Source organism: Aestuariibius violaceus, from assembly GCF_040779325.2.
Taxonomy (GTDB): Bacteria; Pseudomonadota; Alphaproteobacteria; order Rhodobacterales; family Rhodobacteraceae; genus Aestuariibius; species Aestuariibius violaceus.
The window spans coordinates 1-22,239 of the sequence record NZ_JBFONT020000015.1 but is presented as its reverse complement, the minus strand read 5'-3'; the positions used below and the strand labels follow the sequence as shown (position 1 = coordinate 22,239).

The 22,239-nt window shown below is 62.7% G+C and carries 31 protein-coding genes and 1 tRNA gene; 15 read left to right on the top strand and 17 right to left on the bottom strand.

The genetic code is table 11. The features are described from left to right. Positions 1-40: 40 nt before the first annotated feature. The 17 genes from AADZ90_RS21345 to AADZ90_RS21265 form a co-directional block, all read right to left on the bottom strand. Positions 41-1,342: a phage major capsid protein gene (locus AADZ90_RS21345; RefSeq protein ID WP_367311075.1), complete on the bottom strand. Its 1,302-nt coding sequence runs from the start codon at positions 1,340-1,342 to the stop codon at positions 41-43. Between the two features lie 12 nt (positions 1,343-1,354). Beyond that, positions 1,355-2,209, bottom strand: a complete 855-nt coding sequence (locus AADZ90_RS21340; RefSeq protein WP_367311076.1) for a head maturation protease, ClpP-related — start codon at positions 2,207-2,209, stop codon at positions 1,355-1,357. Continuing rightward, positions 2,209-3,435 (bottom strand): phage portal protein, encoded by a 1,227-nt coding sequence (locus AADZ90_RS21335; protein ID WP_367311077.1) that lies wholly within the window; start codon positions 3,433-3,435, stop codon positions 2,209-2,211. The genes AADZ90_RS21340 and AADZ90_RS21335 overlap by 1 nt, the downstream gene beginning before the upstream one ends. Further along, complete coding sequence (locus tag AADZ90_RS21330) at positions 3,432-5,159, bottom strand: terminase large subunit (protein ID WP_367311078.1); 1,728 nt, start codon at positions 5,157-5,159, stop codon at positions 3,432-3,434. The genes AADZ90_RS21335 and AADZ90_RS21330 overlap by 4 nt, the downstream gene beginning before the upstream one ends. A gap of 1 nt (position 5,160) precedes the next feature. Next, positions 5,161-5,694, bottom strand: coding sequence for a resolvase (locus tag AADZ90_RS21325; RefSeq protein WP_367311079.1), 534 nt, complete (start codon positions 5,692-5,694; stop codon positions 5,161-5,163). 93 nt (positions 5,695-5,787) lie between these two features. Then, on the bottom strand, positions 5,788-6,159 hold the full coding sequence (locus AADZ90_RS21320; protein WP_367311080.1) for an HNH endonuclease: 372 nt from the start codon (positions 6,157-6,159) through the stop codon (positions 5,788-5,790). 15 nt (positions 6,160-6,174) lie between these two features. After that, a tRNA-Met gene (locus AADZ90_RS21315) sits at positions 6,175-6,250 on the bottom strand. An 80-nt stretch (positions 6,251-6,330) separates the two neighbouring features. Next, positions 6,331-6,993, bottom strand: coding sequence for a hypothetical protein (locus tag AADZ90_RS21310; RefSeq protein ID WP_367311081.1), 663 nt, complete (start codon positions 6,991-6,993; stop codon positions 6,331-6,333). Then, positions 6,990-7,235: a hypothetical protein gene (locus AADZ90_RS21305; RefSeq protein WP_367311082.1), complete on the bottom strand. Its 246-nt coding sequence runs from the start codon at positions 7,233-7,235 to the stop codon at positions 6,990-6,992. Before AADZ90_RS21305 ends, AADZ90_RS21310 begins: the two co-directional genes overlap by 4 nt. Positions 7,236-7,721: 486 nt before the next feature. Next, positions 7,722-9,608: a DNA primase family protein gene (locus tag AADZ90_RS21300; RefSeq protein WP_367311083.1), complete on the bottom strand. Its 1,887-nt coding sequence runs from the start codon at positions 9,606-9,608 to the stop codon at positions 7,722-7,724. Further along, positions 9,605-10,708 carry a DUF7146 domain-containing protein gene (locus AADZ90_RS21295; RefSeq protein ID WP_367311084.1) on the bottom strand — a complete coding sequence of 368 codons (1,104 nt, stop codon included), beginning with the start codon at positions 10,706-10,708 and terminating at the stop codon, positions 9,605-9,607. Before AADZ90_RS21295 ends, AADZ90_RS21300 begins: the two co-directional genes overlap by 4 nt. Beyond that, positions 10,705-11,091 carry a hypothetical protein gene (locus AADZ90_RS21290; RefSeq protein WP_367311085.1) on the bottom strand — a complete coding sequence of 129 codons (387 nt, stop codon included), beginning with the start codon at positions 11,089-11,091 and terminating at the stop codon, positions 10,705-10,707. The genes AADZ90_RS21295 and AADZ90_RS21290 overlap by 4 nt, the downstream gene beginning before the upstream one ends. Continuing rightward, entirely contained in the window at positions 11,088-12,200 is a 1,113-nt protein-coding gene (locus tag AADZ90_RS21285) for a DNA-methyltransferase (protein WP_367311086.1), read from the bottom strand. The genes AADZ90_RS21290 and AADZ90_RS21285 overlap by 4 nt, the downstream gene beginning before the upstream one ends. Continuing rightward, positions 12,197-12,559 (bottom strand): hypothetical protein, encoded by a 363-nt coding sequence (locus AADZ90_RS21280; RefSeq protein WP_367311087.1) that lies wholly within the window; start codon positions 12,557-12,559, stop codon positions 12,197-12,199. The genes AADZ90_RS21285 and AADZ90_RS21280 overlap by 4 nt, the downstream gene beginning before the upstream one ends. Next, positions 12,559-12,792 carry a hypothetical protein gene (locus AADZ90_RS21275; protein WP_367311088.1) on the bottom strand — a complete coding sequence of 78 codons (234 nt, stop codon included), beginning with the start codon at positions 12,790-12,792 and terminating at the stop codon, positions 12,559-12,561. The genes AADZ90_RS21280 and AADZ90_RS21275 overlap by 1 nt, the downstream gene beginning before the upstream one ends. Before the next feature lies 1 nt (position 12,793). Continuing rightward, positions 12,794-12,958, bottom strand: coding sequence for a hypothetical protein (locus tag AADZ90_RS21270; protein WP_411997144.1), 165 nt, complete (start codon positions 12,956-12,958; stop codon positions 12,794-12,796). Positions 12,959-13,029: 71 nt separating this feature from the next. Then, complete coding sequence (locus AADZ90_RS21265) at positions 13,030-13,485, bottom strand: hypothetical protein (RefSeq protein WP_367311090.1); 456 nt, start codon at positions 13,483-13,485, stop codon at positions 13,030-13,032. 437 nt (positions 13,486-13,922) lie between these two features. On the opposite strand from AADZ90_RS21265, the gene AADZ90_RS21260 reads away from it, so the two are divergent. The 15 genes from AADZ90_RS21260 to AADZ90_RS21190 all read left to right on the top strand — a co-directional run bounded on the left by AADZ90_RS21260 (position 13,923) and on the right by AADZ90_RS21190 (position 22,199). Then, on the top strand, positions 13,923-14,291 hold the full coding sequence (locus tag AADZ90_RS21260) for a helix-turn-helix domain-containing protein (RefSeq protein ID WP_367311091.1): 369 nt from the start codon (positions 13,923-13,925) through the stop codon (positions 14,289-14,291). 633 nt (positions 14,292-14,924) lie between these two features. After that, entirely contained in the window at positions 14,925-15,188 is a 264-nt protein-coding gene (locus AADZ90_RS21255; protein ID WP_367311092.1) for a hypothetical protein, read from the top strand. After that, positions 15,185-15,640 (top strand): Lar family restriction alleviation protein, encoded by a 456-nt coding sequence (locus tag AADZ90_RS21250; protein ID WP_411997143.1) that lies wholly within the window; start codon positions 15,185-15,187, stop codon positions 15,638-15,640. Before AADZ90_RS21255 ends, AADZ90_RS21250 begins: the two co-directional genes overlap by 4 nt. Then, entirely contained in the window at positions 15,640-16,212 is a 573-nt protein-coding gene (locus AADZ90_RS21245; protein ID WP_367311094.1) for a hypothetical protein, read from the top strand. Before AADZ90_RS21250 ends, AADZ90_RS21245 begins: the two co-directional genes overlap by 1 nt. Continuing rightward, positions 16,209-16,538 carry a hypothetical protein gene (locus tag AADZ90_RS21240; RefSeq protein ID WP_367311095.1) on the top strand — a complete coding sequence of 110 codons (330 nt, stop codon included), beginning with the start codon at positions 16,209-16,211 and terminating at the stop codon, positions 16,536-16,538. Before AADZ90_RS21245 ends, AADZ90_RS21240 begins: the two co-directional genes overlap by 4 nt. After that, positions 16,538-16,789: a hypothetical protein gene (locus tag AADZ90_RS21235; protein ID WP_367311096.1), complete on the top strand. Its 252-nt coding sequence runs from the start codon at positions 16,538-16,540 to the stop codon at positions 16,787-16,789. The genes AADZ90_RS21240 and AADZ90_RS21235 overlap by 1 nt, the downstream gene beginning before the upstream one ends. Then, entirely contained in the window at positions 16,789-17,109 is a 321-nt protein-coding gene (locus AADZ90_RS21230) for a hypothetical protein (RefSeq protein ID WP_367311097.1), read from the top strand. Before AADZ90_RS21235 ends, AADZ90_RS21230 begins: the two co-directional genes overlap by 1 nt. 14 nt (positions 17,110-17,123) lie before the next feature. Beyond that, complete coding sequence (locus AADZ90_RS21225; protein WP_367311098.1) at positions 17,124-17,312, top strand: hypothetical protein; 189 nt, start codon at positions 17,124-17,126, stop codon at positions 17,310-17,312. Between the two features lie 12 nt (positions 17,313-17,324). Further along, positions 17,325-17,861 (top strand): hypothetical protein, encoded by a 537-nt coding sequence (locus AADZ90_RS21220; protein WP_367311099.1) that lies wholly within the window; start codon positions 17,325-17,327, stop codon positions 17,859-17,861. A 4-nt stretch (positions 17,862-17,865) separates the two neighbouring features. Next, positions 17,866-19,659 carry a DNA cytosine methyltransferase gene (locus AADZ90_RS21215; RefSeq protein ID WP_367311100.1) on the top strand — a complete coding sequence of 598 codons (1,794 nt, stop codon included), beginning with the start codon at positions 17,866-17,868 and terminating at the stop codon, positions 19,657-19,659. Beyond that, positions 19,656-20,039 carry an ASCH domain-containing protein gene (locus tag AADZ90_RS21210; RefSeq protein ID WP_367311101.1) on the top strand — a complete coding sequence of 128 codons (384 nt, stop codon included), beginning with the start codon at positions 19,656-19,658 and terminating at the stop codon, positions 20,037-20,039. Before AADZ90_RS21215 ends, AADZ90_RS21210 begins: the two co-directional genes overlap by 4 nt. A 1-nt stretch (position 20,040) precedes the next feature. Continuing rightward, the gene (locus AADZ90_RS21205) at positions 20,041-20,613 is read left to right on the top strand and encodes a hypothetical protein (RefSeq protein WP_367311102.1); all 573 of its coding nucleotides are present in this window, start codon (positions 20,041-20,043) and stop codon (positions 20,611-20,613) included. 16 nt (positions 20,614-20,629) lie between these two features. Continuing rightward, on the top strand, positions 20,630-20,869 hold the full coding sequence (locus AADZ90_RS21200; RefSeq protein WP_367311103.1) for a hypothetical protein: 240 nt from the start codon (positions 20,630-20,632) through the stop codon (positions 20,867-20,869). 20 nt (positions 20,870-20,889) lie between these two features. Then, positions 20,890-21,135, top strand: coding sequence for a DNA-binding protein (locus AADZ90_RS21195; RefSeq protein WP_411997142.1), 246 nt, complete (start codon positions 20,890-20,892; stop codon positions 21,133-21,135). 32 nt (positions 21,136-21,167) lie between these two features. Next, a complete protein-coding gene (locus AADZ90_RS21190; protein WP_367311105.1) occupies positions 21,168-22,199 on the top strand; it encodes a tyrosine-type recombinase/integrase in 1,032 nt (343 codons plus the stop codon). Positions 22,200-22,239 lie beyond the last annotated feature (40 nt).

The following is a 22,239-nucleotide window of genomic DNA, read 5'->3' as shown; positions in this document are numbered from 1 at the left end:
GATCGGGCACAGGGCCAGAGGCCCTGCGCTGGTGGGGTGATCAGACGAAGGTGAAGTTGCCCGTGATGAGGGCGGCGGGACGTTTGACTGCCAGCGCGGCGCGCTTGACCCCCTTCATGGTCTTCATGCCATCGACGAAGTTGGTCCCGTGCTCCGAAGAGATGAGAACCTCGGTCTGCTGGCGGTCGTAGTAGGTCGCAGCCATCCGGAAAGCACCGACGAGCCACTCGTTGACCGTCATCGACAGCGCGGGAACCACAGGCAGGCTCCAGAGTCGCGGCCCGGCCATCGCGTTCGGATCGCCGAAAATGTAGCGGTTCTGGGTGTCCTTGAGCAGCTCGATCGCCGCCCAATCCGTCGGATGCAACGCCATCGCGTCGGCCGCGTAGTTGGCCAGAGCAACCTGCAGGATCCCCAGCCGCAGCCGGTCGATCCGCGTCGCGTTCGGCAGTCCGGCCGCCGCGGAGAAGGCCGTCGCATTGGTCAGCAGGCCGTCCAGGTTCTCACCAACTCCGTCGCCCGCGAGGATCTGCTGTTCTTCCTCCAGATCGAGTCCGTACCGCAGCTCGCTATCGATCAAGGACTGCATCTGTCCCGCATCGGCCAATGCCTCATCGGACGCATGTGTGACGTGCGCGATCTTCTTGACCGTCACCTCCGCCTTGTTCCAGCCGTAGGAGGACTCAGGCGCAGGCGCGCCTTCCGCCGTCGGCGCAGCGGCGTTGGTTCGCAATACCTGCCGCGGATAGTTGATTACATTGGTTTCCGTTGTCGCCTGAGTGAGCAACGACCGGATCGGCAGGGTCTGGCGGGGAAGATTTACCGGCTCCTGCTCCTGGTCCGGCCAGATCAGGCCACCGCCCGAGCCATCCACACTGGTGATCGCAGCGGACGGACGCAGCGTGATGGACCCCGAGCAACCGCCCTGCACATAGGCCTTGAGTTCGTCGCTCTCCGAGATCTCTTGCCCCGCAGTGACGCGCGCCTGTCCTGGACGGCCACCTTGTGCAACAAGCTGTTCGACTTCGAGCGATCGGCTTTCGAGCGCTTCGATCTTCCCTTTGAGTTCCGCCTGGGCGGTGGTCAGGCTGTTATACTGCGTCAGCAGCTTGTCCGCCTCCGCCTTTGTTTCCGCCGTTAGATCACCGGTGTCCTTGGCCTGCTTCAGGGCATCCTCGGCGATCTTGCGGACGTCACTGCCGACGCGTGTGATCTCTGCTTTCACGTCCTTGAGCAGTTGGTCCACATTTCCAATCTCGGCGCGAGGATTGCCGATGACGGCGTCCGGGCGCGCAGAGACCAGTGCTGCCAGCGAAATCGCTGGCATCATCAATTTGGTCATGTCTCTGTCCTCTTAGAGGGTTTTCAGGGTGCTCAGGAGATCGCTGATCTCCATCTCGATCCCGGCAGCGTCCTGCTTGCCGGCGGGGGCAGCGCCACGCGTGCCCTGTTTCAGATCGCGCTGGAGAGCGCGATTTTCGGTTCTTGTAAGGCCGGACTGGGCGGCGATCGTATCGAAGATCCGCTCGGCCCGGAGCGCACGGGCCTCGGGCTGTTCTTCCTCGATCGTCACTGCATCCGAGGGCAGAAGCCCGTCCGCGAAGCCTTGATCGACCGCCGCCTGTCCGCCGATCCAGAGGTCGCGGTTCGGCGCATCGTTGATCATCTTGGCGATCTCATCGGACGTCCGTCCACTGCGCGCCGCGTAGATCTCCGTTGCTGCTGCATCGAACGGTTCCAGCCAGTCGGCCACCTCCCGGAACCCTTCCTTGTCCGCGGCCGCCAGAACCCACGTATTGTGCAGCATGAGGAAGGCGGCGCGGCCGATCCGAACCTCGTCGCCTGCCATAGCGATCACGGATGCGGCCGACGCGGCCAGGCTCAGGATATGCACTTCGACGCGGGCGGTATGCTCGCGCAGCAGGTTGTAGATCGCGAGGCCCTCGAAGAAGTCGCCGCCGGGGCTGTTGATCGAGACGACGACGTCCTGATCGCCGATCTGACGAAGAGCAGCCGCGATGCGCCGCGCCGTCACGCCGCCGCCGGTCCACGGATCCTCTCCGATCACATCGAGGATCGAAATCGAGGCGACCTCGTCCGAGGCGGCACGCACATCCGGGTTCCACCTCTGTAGCGCTTTGACCGATACGTTGCTGCGCAGCCCAGGGCGCAGCGTCACGTCCGCGCGCGGCAGATCATTCTTGTCCATCAGCGCTCTCCTCTCATTAGCTCTTCCAGGGGGGCAAGCGCGGTCTGCGCGAACAGCTCGTCCGCCGCGCCGCCACGCCGCGGCAGGTTCAGTTTGTCGCGTGCTTCGTCCTTCGACATGATGCCCGAGGTGGTCATGTTGGACAGGAACCCGCCCTTGGCGATGCTGTCCATCTGAAGCATGGCCTCGCGATTGACCTCGTAGTAATCGGTGTTCTTCCGCGCGGCGGGGATCAGGTCGCGCCAGATCCGGGCCTCGATGCGCCGCAGAAGCGGATTGATCCCGGTCGTAAGCCAGGCCAGCATGATCGCCTCGACCCCAGTCCCCCACATCGTCTGCCCTTCGGCGGCATGACCGATGATGATCGGCGGCACGCCGAACCACCGGCAGATATCTTCGATGTGAAACCGCCGCGTCTCGAGGAGCTGCGCGTCTTCCGGGTTCATCTGCAGCTGCTGATACTTCAGACCGGCCTCTAGGGTCATGATCTTGCCAGCCCGCTTCGACCCAACGAATTGGTTCAAGTATCCCTCGAGCTGCTGACGCTGCTCCGGTGCGAGTGTTTGAGCCGCCTCCAAAACGCCGGCCGCCATCATCCCCCCGCCGAACACCGTCGATGCCGTCTCGTCTGCCGCCAGCGCGGATCCGAAGCTCTGGGTGCCATACTTGATCGCCGACAAGCCGAGCCCATCGCCCGCACCGAAACCGCGCAGGTGGAAGACCTTCTCCGGCGGCAGAACCTCGCGCTTGCCGCGATCGTAAAACGGATAATCGAACCGACCGTCGGAACGGCGCTTCGGCATGGCATTGATTAGCGGTCGAAGACCAACGAGGCGTCGGCCAACCATCAGTCGCTCGGCGCACGCATTTCCGCGAAGCAGCATGTGCGCACTCATCCCCTCCCAGAACTCCAACCCGGTCTGGTCAGTATTGGGGCGGCGACGCAGGATCGCGGAGAGATTGTCATCGATCTGGACCCGTGTCCCGTCGTTCTCCTTCCGATACATCGCGGCAGGCAGCGCGCCGATCAGCTGCGCTGTTGTTTGCACGCAAGCCCATGCCGCAGAGAGCTGCATCACGCTTTCAGCCGAGACACGCGGCCCCGCATTCGACGTCCGTCCCGACGTGCTCAGCATTCCGTCGCCGGTCAGCGCGATCCAGCCGCTCTCACCTGCGGCCAGCTCCATCCGCACGCCGCGCAGTGCAGCCTTTAGAAGTCGGATCATATGGCCATCACCGGGTTGTCGAGAAACGCCGTCAGGTCCATTGGCCGTGATGCCTGTGGGTTCCAGCTCATCAGCTGGTAGGCATTGAAGAGCGCCATCAGCGGGTCGATCTTGCCGGTACCGCTTTCCGCCTTGGTCACGATGACCGCGTTGCCGCGCGCCTCCGTGCGCGCGTTCTCGACACACCACGTCATGAGGCGCTGGCCGCAATGAATGACGGTGCCGTTCTTCAGCCGGACCGGCAGCGACTTGATCGCAGCATGGAGCTTGTAGCCCTGGCCGATGGCTTGGATATCCTCGATCTCGAACTCTGCTTCGACGAGCGCATCGACGATGGCGGCGACGCCTTGCGGGTCCATCCCGATCCCGTTCTGCTCCGGCAGGAGCCCAAGGTCTCGAAGACGAATGCAGAGCGCGACGATTTCCGGGATCGCCTCCTCTTCGAGATTGTCGACGAGCGTCAGCTGCTCCTCGTCAACGAGGGCCTGCAGTTCCGGCGCGATCGACTTGCGGAGCTTGAGGATCTCTCGGTCAGCCCAGGCTTTCCCCCAATGCTGCCAGAGGCGCGTCTCCGCGTGGCGCCCCAGCACCCCGATTCCCAAGAGATCGTCGAGGCCTCCGCCATCGAGTCCGACGACACAGACCTCTGACGTCTCGAGGATCCCGTCGAGCGACAGCTCCTCGCGCGCCTGCTTCTGCCAATAGTTTGCGCCGATCCATCGGCCGGTCTTCAGCCCGAGCCCGATCTCAACGTTCAGATGCTGGCTTGCGAAGAGCGCGACGTCCTCTTGGCCCTTCTCCTCGGCGGTCCGCAGATCGTCGGCCAGATCGACTGCCTGGATGGACCGGCCGAGGTTCGGGTTGACCAGCGGCCAGGTCGCCGGATTGCGCCAGGCCTGTTCTTCCTGCATTTCACGAGGCAGCTCGTAGAGCACCGCGAGACGTGGCAGCTGGATCTCTCCGTCGCGGACCGCGCGGGCGAGGTTCAGCTCCTTTTCAAACTCCCCGGTTGGTCGGTCCTTCGACTGCGTCGTGATGATCAGCAGGAACCCTTCGGGCCGGGATTTGAGACCGCCGCGGAGTTCGAGGAGGATCTTCGCCGCCTTGGCCGTCGCTCCGAATTCGTGGAGTTCATCGATCAGCACGTAAGCCGCCTTCGAACCGGTCACCACTTTCAGGTCGGCAGAGATGATCATCAGCACGGCTTTGGTCGTCCGATGGATGATCTGCTTAATATGATCCTTGATGTCGAACACGTCGTCGAGATCCGGATCAAGGCGAATGATCCCAGCGGCTTGATCAAAGGCGATGCTGGCGATCTGCTGCGTCGAGGAGATCAGGAAGAGTTCCGCCTGCGGGCGCTCATTGAGGATCGCGGCCGTCACGATGATCGCCGCGGCGATCGCGGACTTCGCATTCTTCTTTGGGACGAGCAGGAAGAACTCGCGGATCTTCCGCTGCTTGGTTTCTGGATCGTAGCTTCCGAAGACCACTCGCACCAAGTCGAATGTCCACTCGTCGCAGACCTCGCCATAGGTCGGCGTGCCGATCAGATCCGGCACGCGCAGCCGCTTGAAGATCCGCAGCGCCTTCTCCGCTACCGCGTCGTAGAGCGGCAGCTCCGGGATCAGTGACCGGCCTTCGAGGATCCGCGCCTCCCAATCGGGCACGGCGGTCGACCACGCCGGATCCGGTGTGAAGTCTTCGGGCAGAAGATGCTTCATCTCAGTTCTCGTAGCCCGGTTTGAGATCATCGCCCCAGGCGGTGTCCGCCTCGCCGGAGACGACTTCTTCGGCTTTCTTCAAGGCCTGCTCCTTCTTGCCCAGCCGTGGCGCCTGGACGTCGCGCTTCGGTTCCGCGCCTCCGGCTTTGAGACGCAGCGACGCAAGCATCGCGTCGTTCTTTTCCATGAGCTGCTCGAGCAGGCGCATTGCGCCGACATTGCCGTCGAAGGCAGCCTCGGCCGCGACCATCAGCTGCTTGGCCTTGAGTTGGTCGCGAGCCTCGTCGCGCAGCGCCAGCTCGGATCTAAAATACCGCTTCAGCGTCGGTTCGCTGATCGACTTGCCGGTGCGCGGATCGAGGATGCAGCTGGCGATCCGCCGATTGCTCCATCCCGCCGCGAGCAACATCATGACTTTATTGGCATTTTCCTCGGTGCGACGGAACGGCGGTCGGCCGCGCTTTCCTTTCGTGTCATAGACCGGATCCCCGAACAGCGTGTAGCTGATCGGGTCGGCCCGATTTTCCGTGCTCACAAGAAAAAAATCTCCGCGTGATAGGGGGGCGGGTCTAGCGGCGTAGACCTTCTGGACTTTTGACCCACCCCTCCCTTTGGACATGGCCTTGGATCAGAGACCCGCGGCGTGCTCCCGCTTCTGCTTTTCGCGATCGTGCCAAGCCTTCGAGACCGTCTGGAGGTTGGTCTCATCCCAGAACAGATCCGGGTCACCGCGATGCGGTAGCTTGTGGTCGACCACAGGGCTGTTCGGGGCCGGATGCTTGCCGAGGAGCATCACGCCCGTTTGCTGGCAGACCAGCCCATCGCGGGCGAGGATCCGGTCGCGGAGCTTCTGCCAACGGGCAGTCTTCTGCCACGAGCGCCACGGCAGCTCGGCATCCCGCCGACGGTGCCGGTCAGCCTCATCAGCGTCTTTGCGCTGCAGTCGCGACGTTGGCTTGCCGATCCGGCTCGGCAGCTCGCGCCCGCGCAGGCGTCCCATGATCGATCCTTTGGTTGGTTGCGGGAGCAGGATTTGAACCTGCGACCTCCGGCTTATGAGACCGGCGAGCTGACCGCTGCTCCACCCCACAAAGCGAAGCGCCCGGCACGATCTCTCGTCCGGGCGCAGTTCGGTTGCTGGCCAATTGTCAATCATAAGCCCTGTGCCACGTCAAGCCCTCCACGGCGAGGACGGCGGCATGGCCATCGTGAGCGTCGTGTAGCGAAGCTGGCCACTGGCATTCAAAATCGTGCGAAACCGGTCAACGGCGATCCACCAGCGCACGTAGGCGCTCCGCGCCGCACTTATGGTGGCGTGGTCGGGAACCCAGCGACATGGGCACCAGCGTACTTCAACCTTCCGATTGAACCACCGCTCACCACGCCCGCTGGATCGAACGCGCCGCCGCTCGTGGATGATCTCGCATACTTCGGTCTTTGCCTTGCCGCGCCCGTTCCAAGCCAGCGGCTCAAGCCGAGGCTCCGCATGTGGCATCCAGTCCGGCTGCCGTCCGGCCCGCGCCAGTTCGGCAATCTGGATCGCCATCCGCTTACCGCCCACATCTTCGGGCAGCTTGGCGAGTGTGGCGGCGATCACCTCCGCGTCCTCATGCGGGTCGCTGCGCCCGATCGACGTGTCGATCCTAATGCCGCCCAACCTCGCACGTTCAAGGAGAACGTATTCCATACCGAACCCGAAGCCCCGTTCCAGGACCGAGCGCCGATCCGGGAGGTCCAGTTTCACCTTCTCACGAGCGAAGGCCCATTCGAGGGCCTCCAGCGCGCTCATTTCCGTTGGCAGGCTGCTCACCCGCCCGATTGGCAGCTGTCTCATTCCGCGCCATCCTCCCCGCCATAAAGGCGGCGCAGATCGTCGAGCGATTTGCCGCGGTGCTCAGGCGCGACTTCCTTGATCGACCGGACGCGCGGCCCGGTGCCACCGGCCCGCTTCAGGCGCCCATCGGCCGTCTTGACCGGCCGTGCCGACCCGGTGACCGGCTGCCATCCACCGTGCAGGCTCTTTTGTTCCCAGAACCAAGCCGCCTCCCGCTTTTGGTCGGCGATCTGTCCATTCATGCCCATTAACTCACCTCTGTTTTCTAGATTTTGTTTCTTCGAAAGAAGAAGGTCGAAGATGTTGATTAGGAGGGGATTTCAACGGGGCAGATGGGGCAGAAGTCACCGTCACGGGGCAGAACCCAAACGGAAAGCCACAATCCATAACCCGTTGAAAGAAATACAGAATGCAGCATGGCGGGGCACGTGGGGCAGATAGGGCAGATAATTTCACCCTACGTGCGGGGCTAGCTTTCCTATCAGATACCCCCAGACCCCTAGACTCTCGCGCACACGCGTAACCCTCAGATTTCTGCCCTATCTGCCCCACGTGCCCCGAAGTGGGCGTAAGCCGTTGTTTCAGAGCGTCTATTCGGATCGATGCTTGAGCGAAGTTGCGCCCCCTCTCGGGGCAGAAGTCGGATTTCTGCCCCCATTTTCTCGGGAGGTAGATGTGGGGGTGCGGGGTGAGGGCGGCGGGTGCGTCGGGATATGCCGCCCGGTGCGTCACGGGAAGTAGCCGTCATCCGGCGGCGCGGAGCCGCTGGAGCCGTCCTTGCGGAGCTGGGGGAGACCCTTTGCGTCGCGTGGTGCATCGGCGAGCCGATTGCGCATGTCGTCGGTTAGGCGAATGCCGCTATAGCCCCAGACGCCGTTGCTCTTGTGGCGGGTGTAGGTCTTGCCAGAGGCTGGGTGACGATACTTGCTCGCCCGCTCCTTGAGCCTGCGCTGCAAGTGGCCCGGCTGCCATGGGTGCGAGGTGTTTTCCAGAAGGTAGAGGTAGCAGGCGTCCACGAGGTCGCGCGATGGCAGGAAATCGGACCCGCCGTCGATCTCGCAGCCTGTGGCGAGGAAATCCCCGATCGGATCGCTGTCCTTCCGGTATTCGTCGGTAGCCTGGATGACTTGGGCCGGTTCCTGCAATCCACCCTCGAGGTAGTCGAGGAGACCGCCGATCATCCAGTTCAGGATCCCGGAACGCTCCTCGTCGAAGAGCGTATCGCCGAGCTTCTCGTCGCGTTCCGCTTCCGGGATCTGCACATCGAACGGACAGAGCAGCGGCCGTCGCCAGATCCCGTCATCCGTGCCGCGAATTTCCAGCTTGTGGTTGCCGGTGAAGGCCAGCTTGAAATAGGGCGTGAACTCCACGAAATCTGCATGGAGCTGGCGCACCAGCATCTCGTCGCCGCCGGTCATTTCCTTCATCTTCTGCTCTTGCAGCCGCTCGCCCTCTTCGGGCTCGTTGGTGAAGGCGGCGCGGGTGCCGATCAGGCGGAAGAGGTCTGGAGTGGCATCGGAGCCCGATTTGCGGTTCTTGCCGGTCAGGCTCTCGATCTTCACCATCGTCGCATAGTCGCCCATCATTCGGCGCATCAGACCTGCCAGCAGCGACTTTCCGTTGGCACCCATGCCATACATGTAGAGGAATTTCTGGACCGGCAGCGCCGTCATCGAGAGGCCGAACCACCGCTGCAGGAAGGCCCGCATTTCCGGATCCGGTTGCCAGCGCGCCAAGGCCCGATCGAATTTCGGGCACTTGGCCTCGGGATCGTAGTCGGCCGGCATCATCTTGGTGATGTATTGCGGCCGGTTGCGTCCGGCAATCGAAACGACGCGCTCATGGGGCAGCAGCGTGACACTTGCCGTCCTGCCCCCGCCATCCTCGCGCGCGTCGACCACATCGAAGCGCAGGATCCCCGTCATCGTGTTGACTGTCAGAGGGTCGGCGTTCAAATCCTCAACGTCCCGGTGCAGGCTGGTGACGGCCTCCCCGAGAAGGTTCTTGATCGAGTTGCTGTTGCCAGCCGAGCGCGCGAAAGTCTTATGGCGCGCGCGGGTGGAGCCGCGCCCCCAAAGCTCGCTATTCAGCTTTTCCTTCTCAGCCAACAGCGCTTGCCTTTTCTCAGTTCGCTCTTCGTCCGACAGGTCTGGATAGGTCGCATCGAAGTCCCGCAAGTCTTTGCGGATCACATCGAGGCGGTCGACTCGCCGCTGCTCAGCTGACCGGAGTTGAAGATAGGGCACCTCCTTCTCGATCCACTCATGGATCGTCTGGGCCATACGGCGCACCGCGATCCCATCCGGGTCGATCCTCCAACGCTTGCCATCCCAGACATGCCACCCGACCCGCGGCACATACATGGCGTCTTCCCCGCAATAGAGGGCGAAACGCAGGCCGTTGCCGGTATCGTTGAGCGGTAGCTTAGCCCCCTCGATCTCCGGGGGCTCACCTGACGCGGTGTCGGGGTGCGGGGGCGGGCCAGTGCCATCGCCCGCCGCGTAGTAGTCATCTGGCGCTGTGACGGCGCCCGGCGGATCCTGTTCATCCTCGGCCGGGCTGACGTCCTCGGCCGCCTCAAAGGCCGCGCGGACCTTATCCGTCTCGTCTGTCATGTCGCCCCCAAGAGGAGGTCGTTGAGATCGATGCCGTCACCGGCGTGGACGATCTGCCCGCGAAGGTCCGGCTGGAGCGCCATTGCCCGCCGTAAGCCGCTCTCGAGCTTGGCGCGAGTCATCTTTGGCTCCGAGTCGCCGTCCATTAGGAAGACGAGCCGCCTCACCCAATGCGGCGGCACAAAGGCATTCTCGTCTGCCATCTTCGGGAGGCCGGAATGGCGCTTGCCCTTAACCTTGCGCATCTTTCCAGCCATGTTGTCGAGACTGACCCCAGCCCAATAGTGAGCGCTCTGGAACGGCTTCGCGATGAGCGCTGTGAAAGTTGTCTCGATGCCTTCGCCCATGATCAGCACCGAAGCCTCGGGTAGCGGATCGAGGCGGATCGCGCCGCCCTTCTGAGAGCCCAATACCTTCTTGGCATTGAGGACCGTCTCACCATGCCGGATCTCAGCCTTGCCCTTCGGTCGTGAGAGATCAATCCAGGTGCGATGCACGCCGATCAGATCACCGTTGGGCGCGAGGATCCCCGCGAGCATAGCTGGACCACGGTGCAGTTCGGTCCACTGACTGTCGATCTTGTGCATGTATCGCAAGGCCGGGTGGTAGCGGAGCGCGCGCGGCGGTGCGTCCAGGACGATCCCACGAAGGGCGAGGTAGTCCTCAGCCGGACTGCCTGCGAACGGCCGTCCATCCGCCCAGACAGCGCGGGCCATTGCGATGGACTCTGCGCGCTTGCGGGCGGCGATCTTGGAGCGTTTGCGATCCTCGGCGTCGCGCGCGGCTTTCCGCTTTGCCTTCTCCTCGTCGGAGAGCTGCACCACGCCCTCGCCGACGAGCCAGGTCAGCGCCTCCTTAAAGTCGCAGCCGAGGACGTGCTCGACCAGACCGATCCCGTCGCCGCCGCCGAATGCGCGGCACAGAAAGACATTGTTCAACGTGTTGATCTGAAGCTTGTCCTCTTTGCCACCGCAGACAGGGCACGGTGCAACCAGCTCGTCGCCGCGGGGCGTGAGACGCTCGATCTTCAGCCGATCGGCGATCTCCTTGATCGGGATCGCGCGGGCCTCGTCCAGCCGATCGTCGTCGCGGCGGCTCACTGGCCGATCCTCCGGCGGAGGAAGTGTTCGGCATTGGTGAGGTGCGACAGCTGCAGGACGATCCGCAGATCGGTCATCTCACGGCAATAGTCCGGCCCCCAGCGTTCGGAGCTGGCGAGGCCATCGGCAATCGTCATGAGCCGCACCGAAGTCTCCGGGAGTGGGGCTTTTTCACGCGGTGGCAGGCCAACCTCGCGTTCCGCAATGCGGCGCTGGAGCTTGTCCATCTCGGCCACCAGCGCCCTTTCTTCGGTCGCCGGAAGACGACGGCAACAGAGCGCTCCGCCAAGGTGCAGCAGCGCACGCTCTTCGGCAGATGGCGGGCGGCTTGTAACGTTCTGCTGCCATGCCTGTGGCCGCGGATGTAAGACCTTGCTCGTCATCCCGCGAAATCCGGCCAGCAAAGCAAAGGATGCTCTTTGGCATTCGGCGCCAGATCGCGTCCGCCTTCGACCTTGGCGAGGCCTGCGCCGAGCCGTTCGCGGATCAGGTCGCAATAGTCCGGATTGAGTTCGATGAGCGTGGCGTCCGCGCCCATGGCGTCCGCGACAAGGCCAGTGGTCCCGGCACCCGCGAAGGGGTCGAGGACCGCGTCTCCGCGGCGGAGCGTCGGCAAAAGGCAGCGCTCGACCAGCTCGGGTGGGAAGGTCGCGAAGTGCGCCGCTTTGAACGGCTTTGTCGCGATCCGCCAGACCTCCAGCGGAGCCGGTTCGTAGTTCTTCAAGCGGCGGGATTCGCGCTGCTTGTCGCTCCGCTTGTTCCCGCGCCGCGCCCGTTTTCCAGCCTTGCCTCCCACGTATGAGCCGCCGCGAAAGCCATTGGCATCTTCGTTTGACGCGCGCGGAACGCGGACGGCCTCGGCTTGGTAGTGATACTTGGCAGATTTTGTGAACATCCAGACCTTCTCATGGGCGGCGTCTGGACGGTCCTGGACGCTTTGTGGCATCGGATTTGGTTTGCCCCAGATGCACTCGGCCCGGACCCACCAGCCCGCATCCTGCATCGCGATCGCGAAGCGGTTCGGGACCATGCAGAGGTCTTTGGCCTTGACGTAGCCACCCGCCATGACCCGCCCCGATGGCGGCGTCGCCGCCTGTTTGGATCCGGAGTTGTGGCCACGCGTGGTCGTGCTGGGTCGTGCCTCGGCATAGACCGGACCGATCGTAGACATCGGCTTGTCCCGGAACGTCCGGTCATCGTCGCCCTTTGCCTTGGTCGCGGCCGCGCTGCGCCCGTTCGGGGTACTGGCGTAGGTGTCGCCGTAATTCACCCAGCAGACGCCATCAGGCTTGAGAACCCGACGGACTTCGTCGAACACTTCGACCATCACTTCGAGGTGTTCGCCCAGCGTTGGTTCCAGCCCGATCTGGCCATCCACGCCATAGTCGCGCAGGCCCCAATAGGGCGGCGAGGTCACCACGACGCCGAAACTCTCGTCGGGCAGCGAGCGCAGGGCCTCGCGCACATCGGCCTGGAGAATCTGGACGGTCACGACGGCGGCTCCAAGAGCGGCCTGAGACGTCCGTCCGAGCCGACCCGTATCCCAAGACGGCGGCAGTCGCCGCGCACGGTGGACTCTCCGACACCCCAATCGGCGGCGATCTGATAGGTGGTCTTCCCGGCCTTGAGTTCGCGTTCGACAACCGCGCGTCGGCGCGCGCCTTTCGACTTCTGGCGCCGGTTCCACGATGCGCTAAAGGCCGTCCCCTCTTTCTTCGGGACCAGCATTGCCTGCCGTGGATCCCAGATATACCCGCTGAAGCTGGTCTTCCCGCGCGCTATCTGTGTGACTTCTCCGCAGGCGACAGCCGCATCGATCAGGCGGCGTTCTTCGGGGATCAGCGTGCCCATCAAGAGGGCTCGCCTTTGACGGTAGCTGAGCGGTTGCCGACCTCAATGCGGCGAGAGATCACGACCTTTAGGGCCTCAGTCGGTTCTGCGCGACCGTGCCGCTTCACGTTGCGGATGATGGCCTCGAACTTGACCTCCAAACCGGCGTTTCGGGCTCGCGTTGCTGCCGCCTCCAAGGCCGAAAGACATTCGGCAATCTCGGCCGCCAGCTGTTCGTCGCTTGATCCCTTCACGTCATGTCTCCTCACTTTGGTTGCGGAAATCGTTGACTAGACGGGTCATCCACGCGGCCTGCTTGACCGACGGCCAGAAGCGGCCGCGCTTCTCAGCCGCCATCATGGAGATGATGAAGCTGCGGTCAGAGCCGCTGAGCTTCGAGCGGTTGACGATCGGCATCATGTGCAGAAGTCGGTCCCGCTCACCCTGGCTAATGTTGGCGCGTGGTGATGGACGGGGGCGGCGCGAGGAGGTCATATCAACTGACCTTCGGAAAGGCACTCTACGCCAAGTGAAAGGAACAAACCGTGGATGAGATGGGAAAACCCAAACCCGCATTCACCAGCGCCGATATCCAGCGCTGGAAAACTGACATGTTGCTTAAGCGACCAACGACGCGACACACCGGCGATATGGTCCAAGGCGTTAATCTGGTCGCCGTTGACATCAGACCGTCGGCGAACGGATTGCAGATGCTCGTCGTCAATCGTCACGGCGAGGAGATGATGATACTTCTCAACCCAGTCTTGGCGGCAGCACTCCGCGATGGCATCGTGGACTGCGGCCGACAAGCGGGTTGGCTGAGCGCGGATGGAACGGTCGTTGTCCCCGACGGCAGCCCACCCAAAACCATTCCATGATAGCCAGCCGAAGACATCGAATTGGTAGAAGCCGTCTGCGAAGTCACCGAAGGATACGCACGCGTTCATGCCGCAGAACCCTTCTCAGGCGACAATCTGAGCCGCCGCCCGCGCCGGTGGGGAGGGAAGCACCACGACGGGCGGCGGCAGGAAGGCTCTTTGCTCTTTGCGGCGCGCGGCCTTCCGTTCTGGCGGGTGTTGAGGGGGCTGCGAGCAGATCGACGCATCTCAACCCTGCCCAACACTCTTCGTTGAGACCCGATCTACGACCGGCATCACGACCACATCGCGACCTTGGAACTGAGGCCAAGCTTCGACCGGGACGGCACCTTCGGTCTTCGTTTCGATCTCTACAGCGGTCTGATAGCTGATCTTCGGGTCAGGGCCGCAAAGCCTCGAAACCGCAGACTGACTAATGCCTACGCGCGCTGCAAAGTCGGTCTGTGTCTCACCGTTTGTTCGGAGGTATTCTTGAAGACTTGCCATATGACCACGATATGCATCGGATGCATATGCACGTCAATGATATTATGCACACTGCTTCGTGGCCTTCGCTCGCCGTGAAGAGCATACACTTCGACATGAACGGGTTGAAAAAAGCACGCCTCGAAGCTGGCCTTACGCAAACCCAGCTGAGTGAGATGTCTGGTGTCAGCCAAGCCATGATTTCTCGGATCGAGAAGGGATACGATGGCGCGTCACTTCGCACCATCGCTGTTCTCGCTCGCCATCTGAAAAAAGAACCTTATGAGCTTTATGACCTACCAGAACTGCATGCTCGCGCTATTCGTGCGCTTGAGGATCTGAGTTCTGATCCGGATCGTCAGGCTGCAGCGATTGTTGTCCTTGAATCGATGTCTGGCTCGAAGAGTTAGTTCGCGGACCCGCGATCAGGTATAGAAAAGCCCAGGTCTGCCTTCGGTTCAGTTTGGCTATCAGCTCTCTCAATTGCCATTACCTCTCTACCTCAAGAAGCCCCTCTCCCATGAACTCTACCTAAGTGTGAGCGGCTCGAATTTCTTATTATCACTGTCATGCATTGACTTCTATGAGCCACGTGCATAATTTGACCTCCAGTTCAGGAGATCAGAATGCGAAAACCATTAGATCGAGCCCAATACAAACGCTGCTATTACCGCTCCGAGAGTCCAATCGAGACGATCGCGCGCACTTCCGGCCAACAGATTCCCCTCATCCTCGCCATCGCCAAGGACTGGGATGACGACGATACCCCGCCTGTCCCGATGCTACCCGTCCCACCAGCCGCAGCCAATGCGCCAGAGTGTCGGCCATGAGGTTTCTCCCTCGCACTCGTCCCAGTCCGCGCTCCGCGGACGCGCTGGAGATCGCCAGCCGCCCCGAACTGGCTGGGCAGAACTATGACCTTCGGACCCTTGCGTGGGCGAACCTAAAGGCGTCACGCGGCCAACGCATAAACATGACCCGCCTCAATGAGGAGGTCCGCAACCGCAGACTCATCGACCGTGGCTTGAGCGTGGTGAGCGACAATGCCCTGTGAGCGCTTGCAAGAAGTCCTCGAAGGACTGGAGGAAGCCGAAGCCGAAGGGCGCAACGCCTATCTCCTCTATGTCCGAAACGTCATGATCGAAACGGGTGGAAACATCATTCTCCCGGACGACAAAACAGGGTGGGGACCACAGGAAGCCAGCATCGACCTTATCGGCGTCTTCGCGACCGGCACCGACTTCGACGAGGCGATGCGGAACTGGACGCGCATTGCGAAGGCGCGGGTGTTGGGAGACGCGGCATGACCGATAGCCCGCTTCCCTGTCCGTTCTGCGGGTCACGCAGCATCAGCGCGCCACCTAACGAGAAAAACGCGATTTGCGGTTCCTGCTTGTGCTATGGGCCTCCGGCATCCGAGGGTCAGTCGGCTTTGGAGGCCTGGAACGCGCGAATCGCCCTCCAGCTCTATTGTCCAGGCGTCGCGTTCATCGGCCCGATCAACACACCCAACACTCCGGTTTCCGATCGGCGTCACACACGTTTTGACGCATATCCGACACCGTCCGCCCAAACTCTGTGGGGACCAGATCAGGCCCAGCGCCTCGCGGAGCGGCGGGCCGCGCTCTGCCGTGAGCCCGCAGCGAAGCGACTGCGCGAGTGGTTCGTCAATCTGTCCGGCTTTCATATCGCGATCATGGTCATCGTCCTGCTCATGGTCGGTGTCGCGTTCATGACACTCGTTCGGGGAAGCCTCTGATGGCCGCGGTGACCCCTTTCTGGATGGTGCAAACCGCCGGGACCACCACGTCGGTCGGCATCCAGTGCAGCGATCGGTTCGATACCCGGCGCGACGCTCGCGCAAATGCTGAGACGCTCGCCGAGGCACTGTCCTGCGGCTTCGTGGTCATGGAGGTGGTCGACTTCGTGCCGTCGCCGAAGCAATGGCGGTCAGCTGCTGAGGTCGCCGCAGTAGTCGCCCGTGAATATGGCGCGGTCTCATTTGAGGGCGATCTGATCGTTTCAAGCTCAATTGCTTCCGCGAGATTGGACGCTGCACAAGTGGCGGAAATGGTCGCCGATGATCCCGAGGCAGCAATGGAGTTGCTTCGCCAGATCGCTGGTTCTTGCGATCCATCCAGTATCGCCAGCGAGATCAACCCGGCCGAGCTGAGCGAAGTTGGCGGCACGGTTTCGTGGCTGTTGGAACTCTTGAGTGCAATGCACGACCAGCATGTCGCGCCGAAAGAGGAAGAGGACCGCAAAACCACCCCCGCCACATGGCCGAAGGCGCAAGGGGTCGTAACACCCCCCAACGGAGCGGCCCCGTGAGCCGGGTCAAGGTCGATCCCTACCGCTCGGAGCCGGAGATGGCACCGCCGCTCAGTGAGCGTTTCTGCAACTGGTGCGACGGACCGCTGCCAAGGGGCAAGGCACGCTACTGCTCTGAGCAGTGCAAGAAGGATTGGCAATCCTTCATCACCGCCTTCGGCAAGCGGATCGCGCCATGGCTGCTAATCACCCGGGCGCAGCGGCCGCGGACAGGCAAGGAAGCCGGGCCAGCCTATAGCAAGGCGCAGAACCGGGTTCGCGACATGACGGACGAAACGCTGTCCCGTCTCCGGACGGCACAGCGGCGCGCAACGGGAGGACGGTGATGACAGATTCAAACCGTCCCAACATCCTTGCGCGACCAAAACTTCGCGAAGACGACGTCTTTCCAGACGCGTGGCTGCTCCGCATGCAAGATACGCGACCTCTCCACGTCGAAATCGATCCTCGCGACCATGCCGCACTCGGAGCGCGTCTGGTCAATGCCGTGGAACGCTTCGAGCGCCTCGAGCGCCGTCGCTGCTGGTCTCTCGCGGGCGCCTTTGTCTTTGGTCTGATTATCGGTGCGCTTCTCTGATGGCTGACATGGCATCGAAATACGGCGCCCGTCGATTTGACGAGAACGACGCCAATGACCGCTGCGCCGAGCGGGTAAGGCAGGCAGTCCTCGCCGCTTATCGCGAAGCGCTGTCTCCGGAAGACGACGAAGCACCGCAACAGACCGAATACGTGCTGGGCGGTCTGATGGTCGGCATCGTGCAGATCATGCAGGCCTCGCTGGAGAAATCGGGAGATCAGGCCGATGCAGCGATCCGCGCGTCCATTCTTCAATTGACGCCATGGGCGGTCGACATGGCGCGATCGTTCGAGGGCAAAGCACCGCTGTCCGACAACTGAGAGGAGCCGTCGACATGGCTGAGCCGAACATCAGCATCAATGGAACTCGCCTCACCGAGGGACAGGCGATGGCGGTTCGCGTGGCGATCGCATCTTACCTCTCCGAGATGCAGAACCCGGACGCCTTGGGCGACGACCGCCACGGACGCAACATGGCAGCCGCGTACAAAGACCGTTTGTCCGAAGTCGTGAACCTCTACTGAAAGGGATCCACCATGCGTCACTGGCTCGCTCGGAAACTCTGCCCATCCACACACCGGCTGATCGAGGTCGAAGACTTCGTCAACGATCGGCAGACGGTCGCATCCGACTTGATCCGCGGTGGCGATGCTCTTGCACGAGGATGGGGGTGTGATCCCGCAATCCTCTACAACGCCGCAGGCATTCTTCGGGACATGAGGTTTCGCGGCGTGCGCACGGCCGGTGCCGCCGCGATCGCAGGCGAGCGGTCCCGGCAGATCGATGAAGAAGGTTGGACGGCTGAGCACGACGATACTCATGAAAACGGCGAGATGGCGAAGGCCGCAGCGTGTTATGCATTAGGTGCAAGTCAGTTTACTAGATTGGGTCAAGATCCGAACGCTCCAGTCGGCCGAGTGACGGCATTCGTATCGCATATATGGCCGTGGCCGAATGATTGGTGGAAACCAAAGTCTCGGCGTGAAAACCTCGTTCGCGCGGGAGCGCTCATAGCGGCAGAGATTGACCGGCTCGATCGTCAGAACGGCCTGACATCGACGCGTAAGAGTTAACGTCATGGACGGCGTGGTTCCTCTCATCATCGACAGCTTTGCCGGGGGCGGCGGTGCATCGACAGGTATTGAACTTGCCCTGGGCCGCTCGCCGGACGTTGCTATCAACCACTCGGCAACCGCGCTAGCCATGCACAAGGTCAACCATCCCGAGACGCTGCATCTCGACTCCAACATCTGGGACGTTGATCCGATCGAGGTCGCTGCAGGTCGGTCAGTCGGCCTTCTATGGGCCTCACCGGACTGCAAGCACTTTTCCAAGGCCAAGGGGGCTGCACCGCGGGACAGGAACATCCGCGATCTCGCCTGGGTGATCGTCGATTGGGCTGAGAAGGTGAAGCCCGACGTCATCATCATGGAGAACGTCGAAGAGTTCCGCACCTGGGGTCCACTGTGCAACGAAGGCCAGCCCATCAAGGAACTGGCCGGGATCACCTTCGAGCAGTGGATGAAGCGGCTTCGGAGAGCAGGATATCGCGTCCAATGGCGTGAAATGCGTGGGTGCGATTATGGTGCCCCCACGATCCGCAAACGGTTCTTCATGATCGCGCGCCGCGACGGTCAGCGGATCGTCTGGCCGAAGCCCACGCACGGCGATCCTGCCAGTGCTGCTGTGAAGAGAGGACGGCTCCTTCCGTGGCGGACGGCGGCTGAGTGCATCGACTGGTCGCTACCATGCCCCTCGATCTTCGACACAAGCGAGCAGATCAAGACGAAGTATGGGCTCCGCGCCGTCCGGCCACTGGCCAAGAACACGCTTGCCCGCATCGCGCGGGGGATGAAGCGCTACGTGCTGGACGCCGACCGGCCGTTCCTGGTGAACCTGACCCACGGCGGACGGTGCGAGGATAGTGCCGAGCCGTTCAAGACGATCACGGGAGCGCACCGCGGCGAGAAAGCCATTGTAGCCCCGAACCTTCTCAGCCTGAAAGGATCGGCACGACGTGACATGCCCGCACATGCGCCCCACCCGACTGTGCTTGCTGGCGGTCTTCATTCCGCGCTTGTCGCGCCGGTGCTCACCTACGCTCAACAGGGCGGCGCCATTCGCACAGTCGAGGCGCCGGTTCACACAGTGACGGCGAGCGCCAAGGATCAGAACGCGCTGATCGCGCCCGGTCTCGTCCACATCGGCAACGGGGAACGAAAGGGTCAGGCACCGCGGGCGCTCGACCCGATGAAGCCGCTCGGCACCGTTGTCGCCGCCGGTCCGCGCCAGTACCCTTACGCAGCCTTCCTCGCGCAGCAGAACACGGGCGTCGTGGGCCATGATCCTGCCGATCCGCTTTCCACCATCGTCGGCAAGGGCTGCACCCAGACGCCGGTCGCGGCATTCTTTACGAAGTATTATGGCACCGGCGATGGTTTGACACACGCCGATCCGCTGCACACGATTACGGTGCAGGATCGCTTCGGCCACACCGAAGCCTCGCTCACTGCCCCGCCGTTCACCCCGGAACACGAAGCACGAGCGCGCGAGGTCGCGGAATTCCTGCGGGCCCACGACGCCTGGGACGGTGGCGAGTTCGTCATCATCGAGATCGACGGCGAGACGTTCGTGGTCGTAGATCTCGGGATGCGGATGCTCACGCCCCGTGAGCTGTTCAACGCGCAGGGTTTCCCACGCGACTACGTGATCGAAGGCTACTGGACCGAGGACGGCGAAGAATGGGTATGGCACCCGTTCTCTAAGAGCGAACAGATCAGCTGCGTGGGCAATTCTGTTTGCCCGGATCTTGCCAGGGCATTAGTCCAAGCGAACTGCGCCATGCTTGCAGAAGACGCGGTGGCGGCATGAAGGCCCTCTCCATCCGCCAGCCATGGGCAGACGCCATCATCTGGCACGGCAAGGACGTGGAGAACCGGACTTGGCAGACGCACTATCGCGGGCCAGTGCTGATCCATGCCGCGAAGGCCTGGGGGCCGTCAGAGCGTGCCGATCTCGCATGGGTGGAGGAGAGGACGGGCACCAAGCTCGAAGACGTCGACCGGCCACTCCTCGGTGGCATCATCGGGCAGGTCGAGATCATCGACTGCGTCGCCAAGATGGAGAGCCGCTGGTTCTTTGGTCCGTACGGCTTCGTCCTCGCCAACGCCAAGCCGCTCCCGTTTCGACCATGTCGGGGCGCGCTCGGCTTTTTCACCCCCGCCTTTGAAGACCCCCAAAAGGAGACCTGAGATGCAATGGCCGAAGGAACTATGGGCCGCTGAGAACCCCGACAATGCACCGCGCGGCGAGCATGTGTTCTCAGAGTTCGCGACCGTGCCGCAGTGGGAGGGCGACGAGCGGGAATACCATCGCTACGTCGACGCGGACGTTCACGAAAGTGCGGAGCGCTACTTCAAGCATCAGGTTCGCGGGATCCGCGACGCCCTTAACGAGATTGCAGATGGAAGCTCGTTCCAGAGCCGGGTCGATCCATGGATGCAGGCCTGCTTTGGCCCGGAAATCTCCGCCGATATCGTGGAACGCAACCACCGCTTCCTGGAGGAAGCCCTTGAGCTTGTGCAGGCGAAAGGCTGCACCGCCTCCGAGGCGCATCAGCTGGTCGACTACGTCTTCGGGCGCGAGATCGGCGACCCCCATCAAGAGGTTGGCGGGGTGATGGTCACCCTGGCCGCGCTCTGCACCTCCGCTGACCTCAACATGGATCGCGCGGCCGAGGACGAACTCCAACGCGTCTGGACCAAAGTCGATGCGATCCGAGCAAAGCAGGCGGCAAAGCCAAAGCACTCGCCCCTTCCAGAGTAAGAAAGGAGACCTAACCATGGAATTCATTTGGACCCTTGTCGTCTGCGCAGGCCTGACGCGGGAGGGTGGCTGCGCCGCGGTTGAGATCAGCGCGATGCCAAGCCTCGACTATTGCATGATGGTTGCGCAATCGACGCAGCTGCCGCGCTCCGGTGATATGGCGGGCTACGCCACCTGCGAGCTGCGGCGCGCTTCCGACGAGATCGTTCATCCGCGCGATTGGCGCATCATCCAGAACGAAGAGATGAAGCTCTAAGGAGCCACACTGGATCCGTCATGACACGGCCGCAGCGCACATACGCTTTCCCCCCGCGCCTGATGAAGGCGCCCGCTGCGGCCCACTATCTCGGGATCAGCACGTCCAAGCTGCTGACCTTGCATCTTCCGACGAAACAGAGCGGCGGCAACGTACTCTATGACATCGTCGACCTTGACGCTTATGCCGACTCACTGCCGACTGCGGGCGGGGAGGATCCGGAATGGCGGGACGAGAAGGACGCGGACGCCGCGTTTGGAAGTTGAAGAACATCAATCGCACCCGGTCTGGCGGCGTCGTGAGGCTCTATCACCGCAAGACCGGCGTGCGCTTGCCCGATCTCCCGGAAGACCATCCGGACTTCATTGCCGCCTGGATGAAGGAAGAGAACGCCGGGCCAAAGCCGACCCGGCACGACACGGGAACGCTTGGGGCAGCGTGTCGACTGTTCGAGCACTCCGCCATTTTCCGGGGCTACAGCGACGTCTACCGAAACACGATGTCGAAGCACCTGGGCGATATCTCAGGCCGCTACGGCAAGGTGAAGACCTCCGCACTGCGGGAACGGCACATCGCCTCCGACCTTGCCCGGTTTGACGGCCATGCGGCCAGGACGCGGCTGAAGGCGTGGCGCTCGCTCTTCGCCTGGGCGACATCGGAAGGGGGGCTGATGGAGAGCGACCCCTCGCGTGGTCTCCGGCGCGCGCGGGTTGCCAAGAGCGACGGCTATCCGCCTTGGACACCGGCTGAGATCGCTCAGGTGCGGGAGGCATGGCCGATCGGAACCCGGCAACGCGCGGCACTCGAGCTGCTGCATTGGACAGGCGCGCGGGCCGTGGACGGCCGATCGCTGACGCGCGGCATGATCGATAGCGATGGGGTGTTGCGCTACCGGCAGAGCAAGACAGGCAGCGAGGCCTTCGTTCCCATGCGGACGCCTTTACCGGAGTGGTGTGCGGAGCTGGCATCGGATCTGGATCTGGCCCTTCAGGCGGTCGACGCGATCGAGGGGAAGCCGCTCTTGTTCCTCGAGACCGCGTGGGGCAGGGCGCGCACGGCGGCGAGCATGTCGAACTATGTCTCGAACCTCGCGCGGTCGGCCGGCGTTGCGAAATCGGCGCATGGGCTGCGCAAGACACGCCTGATCGCACTCGCAGAGATCGGAGCTACGAGCCACCAGCTGATGGCCTGGTGTGGGCACCTGACGCTGGCGGAGGTCGAACGCTACACGCGCCTAGCCAGCCGCCGCCGGACCGTGATGGGGACAGAACGGAAACAGAACCTGCAAAATGAGGATGGTTTTTTGCAGAACGGCCCCGTAAGGGGCTGATTTTTCAGCATATTTTTGGATAATGGTAGCCCGTAGGGGA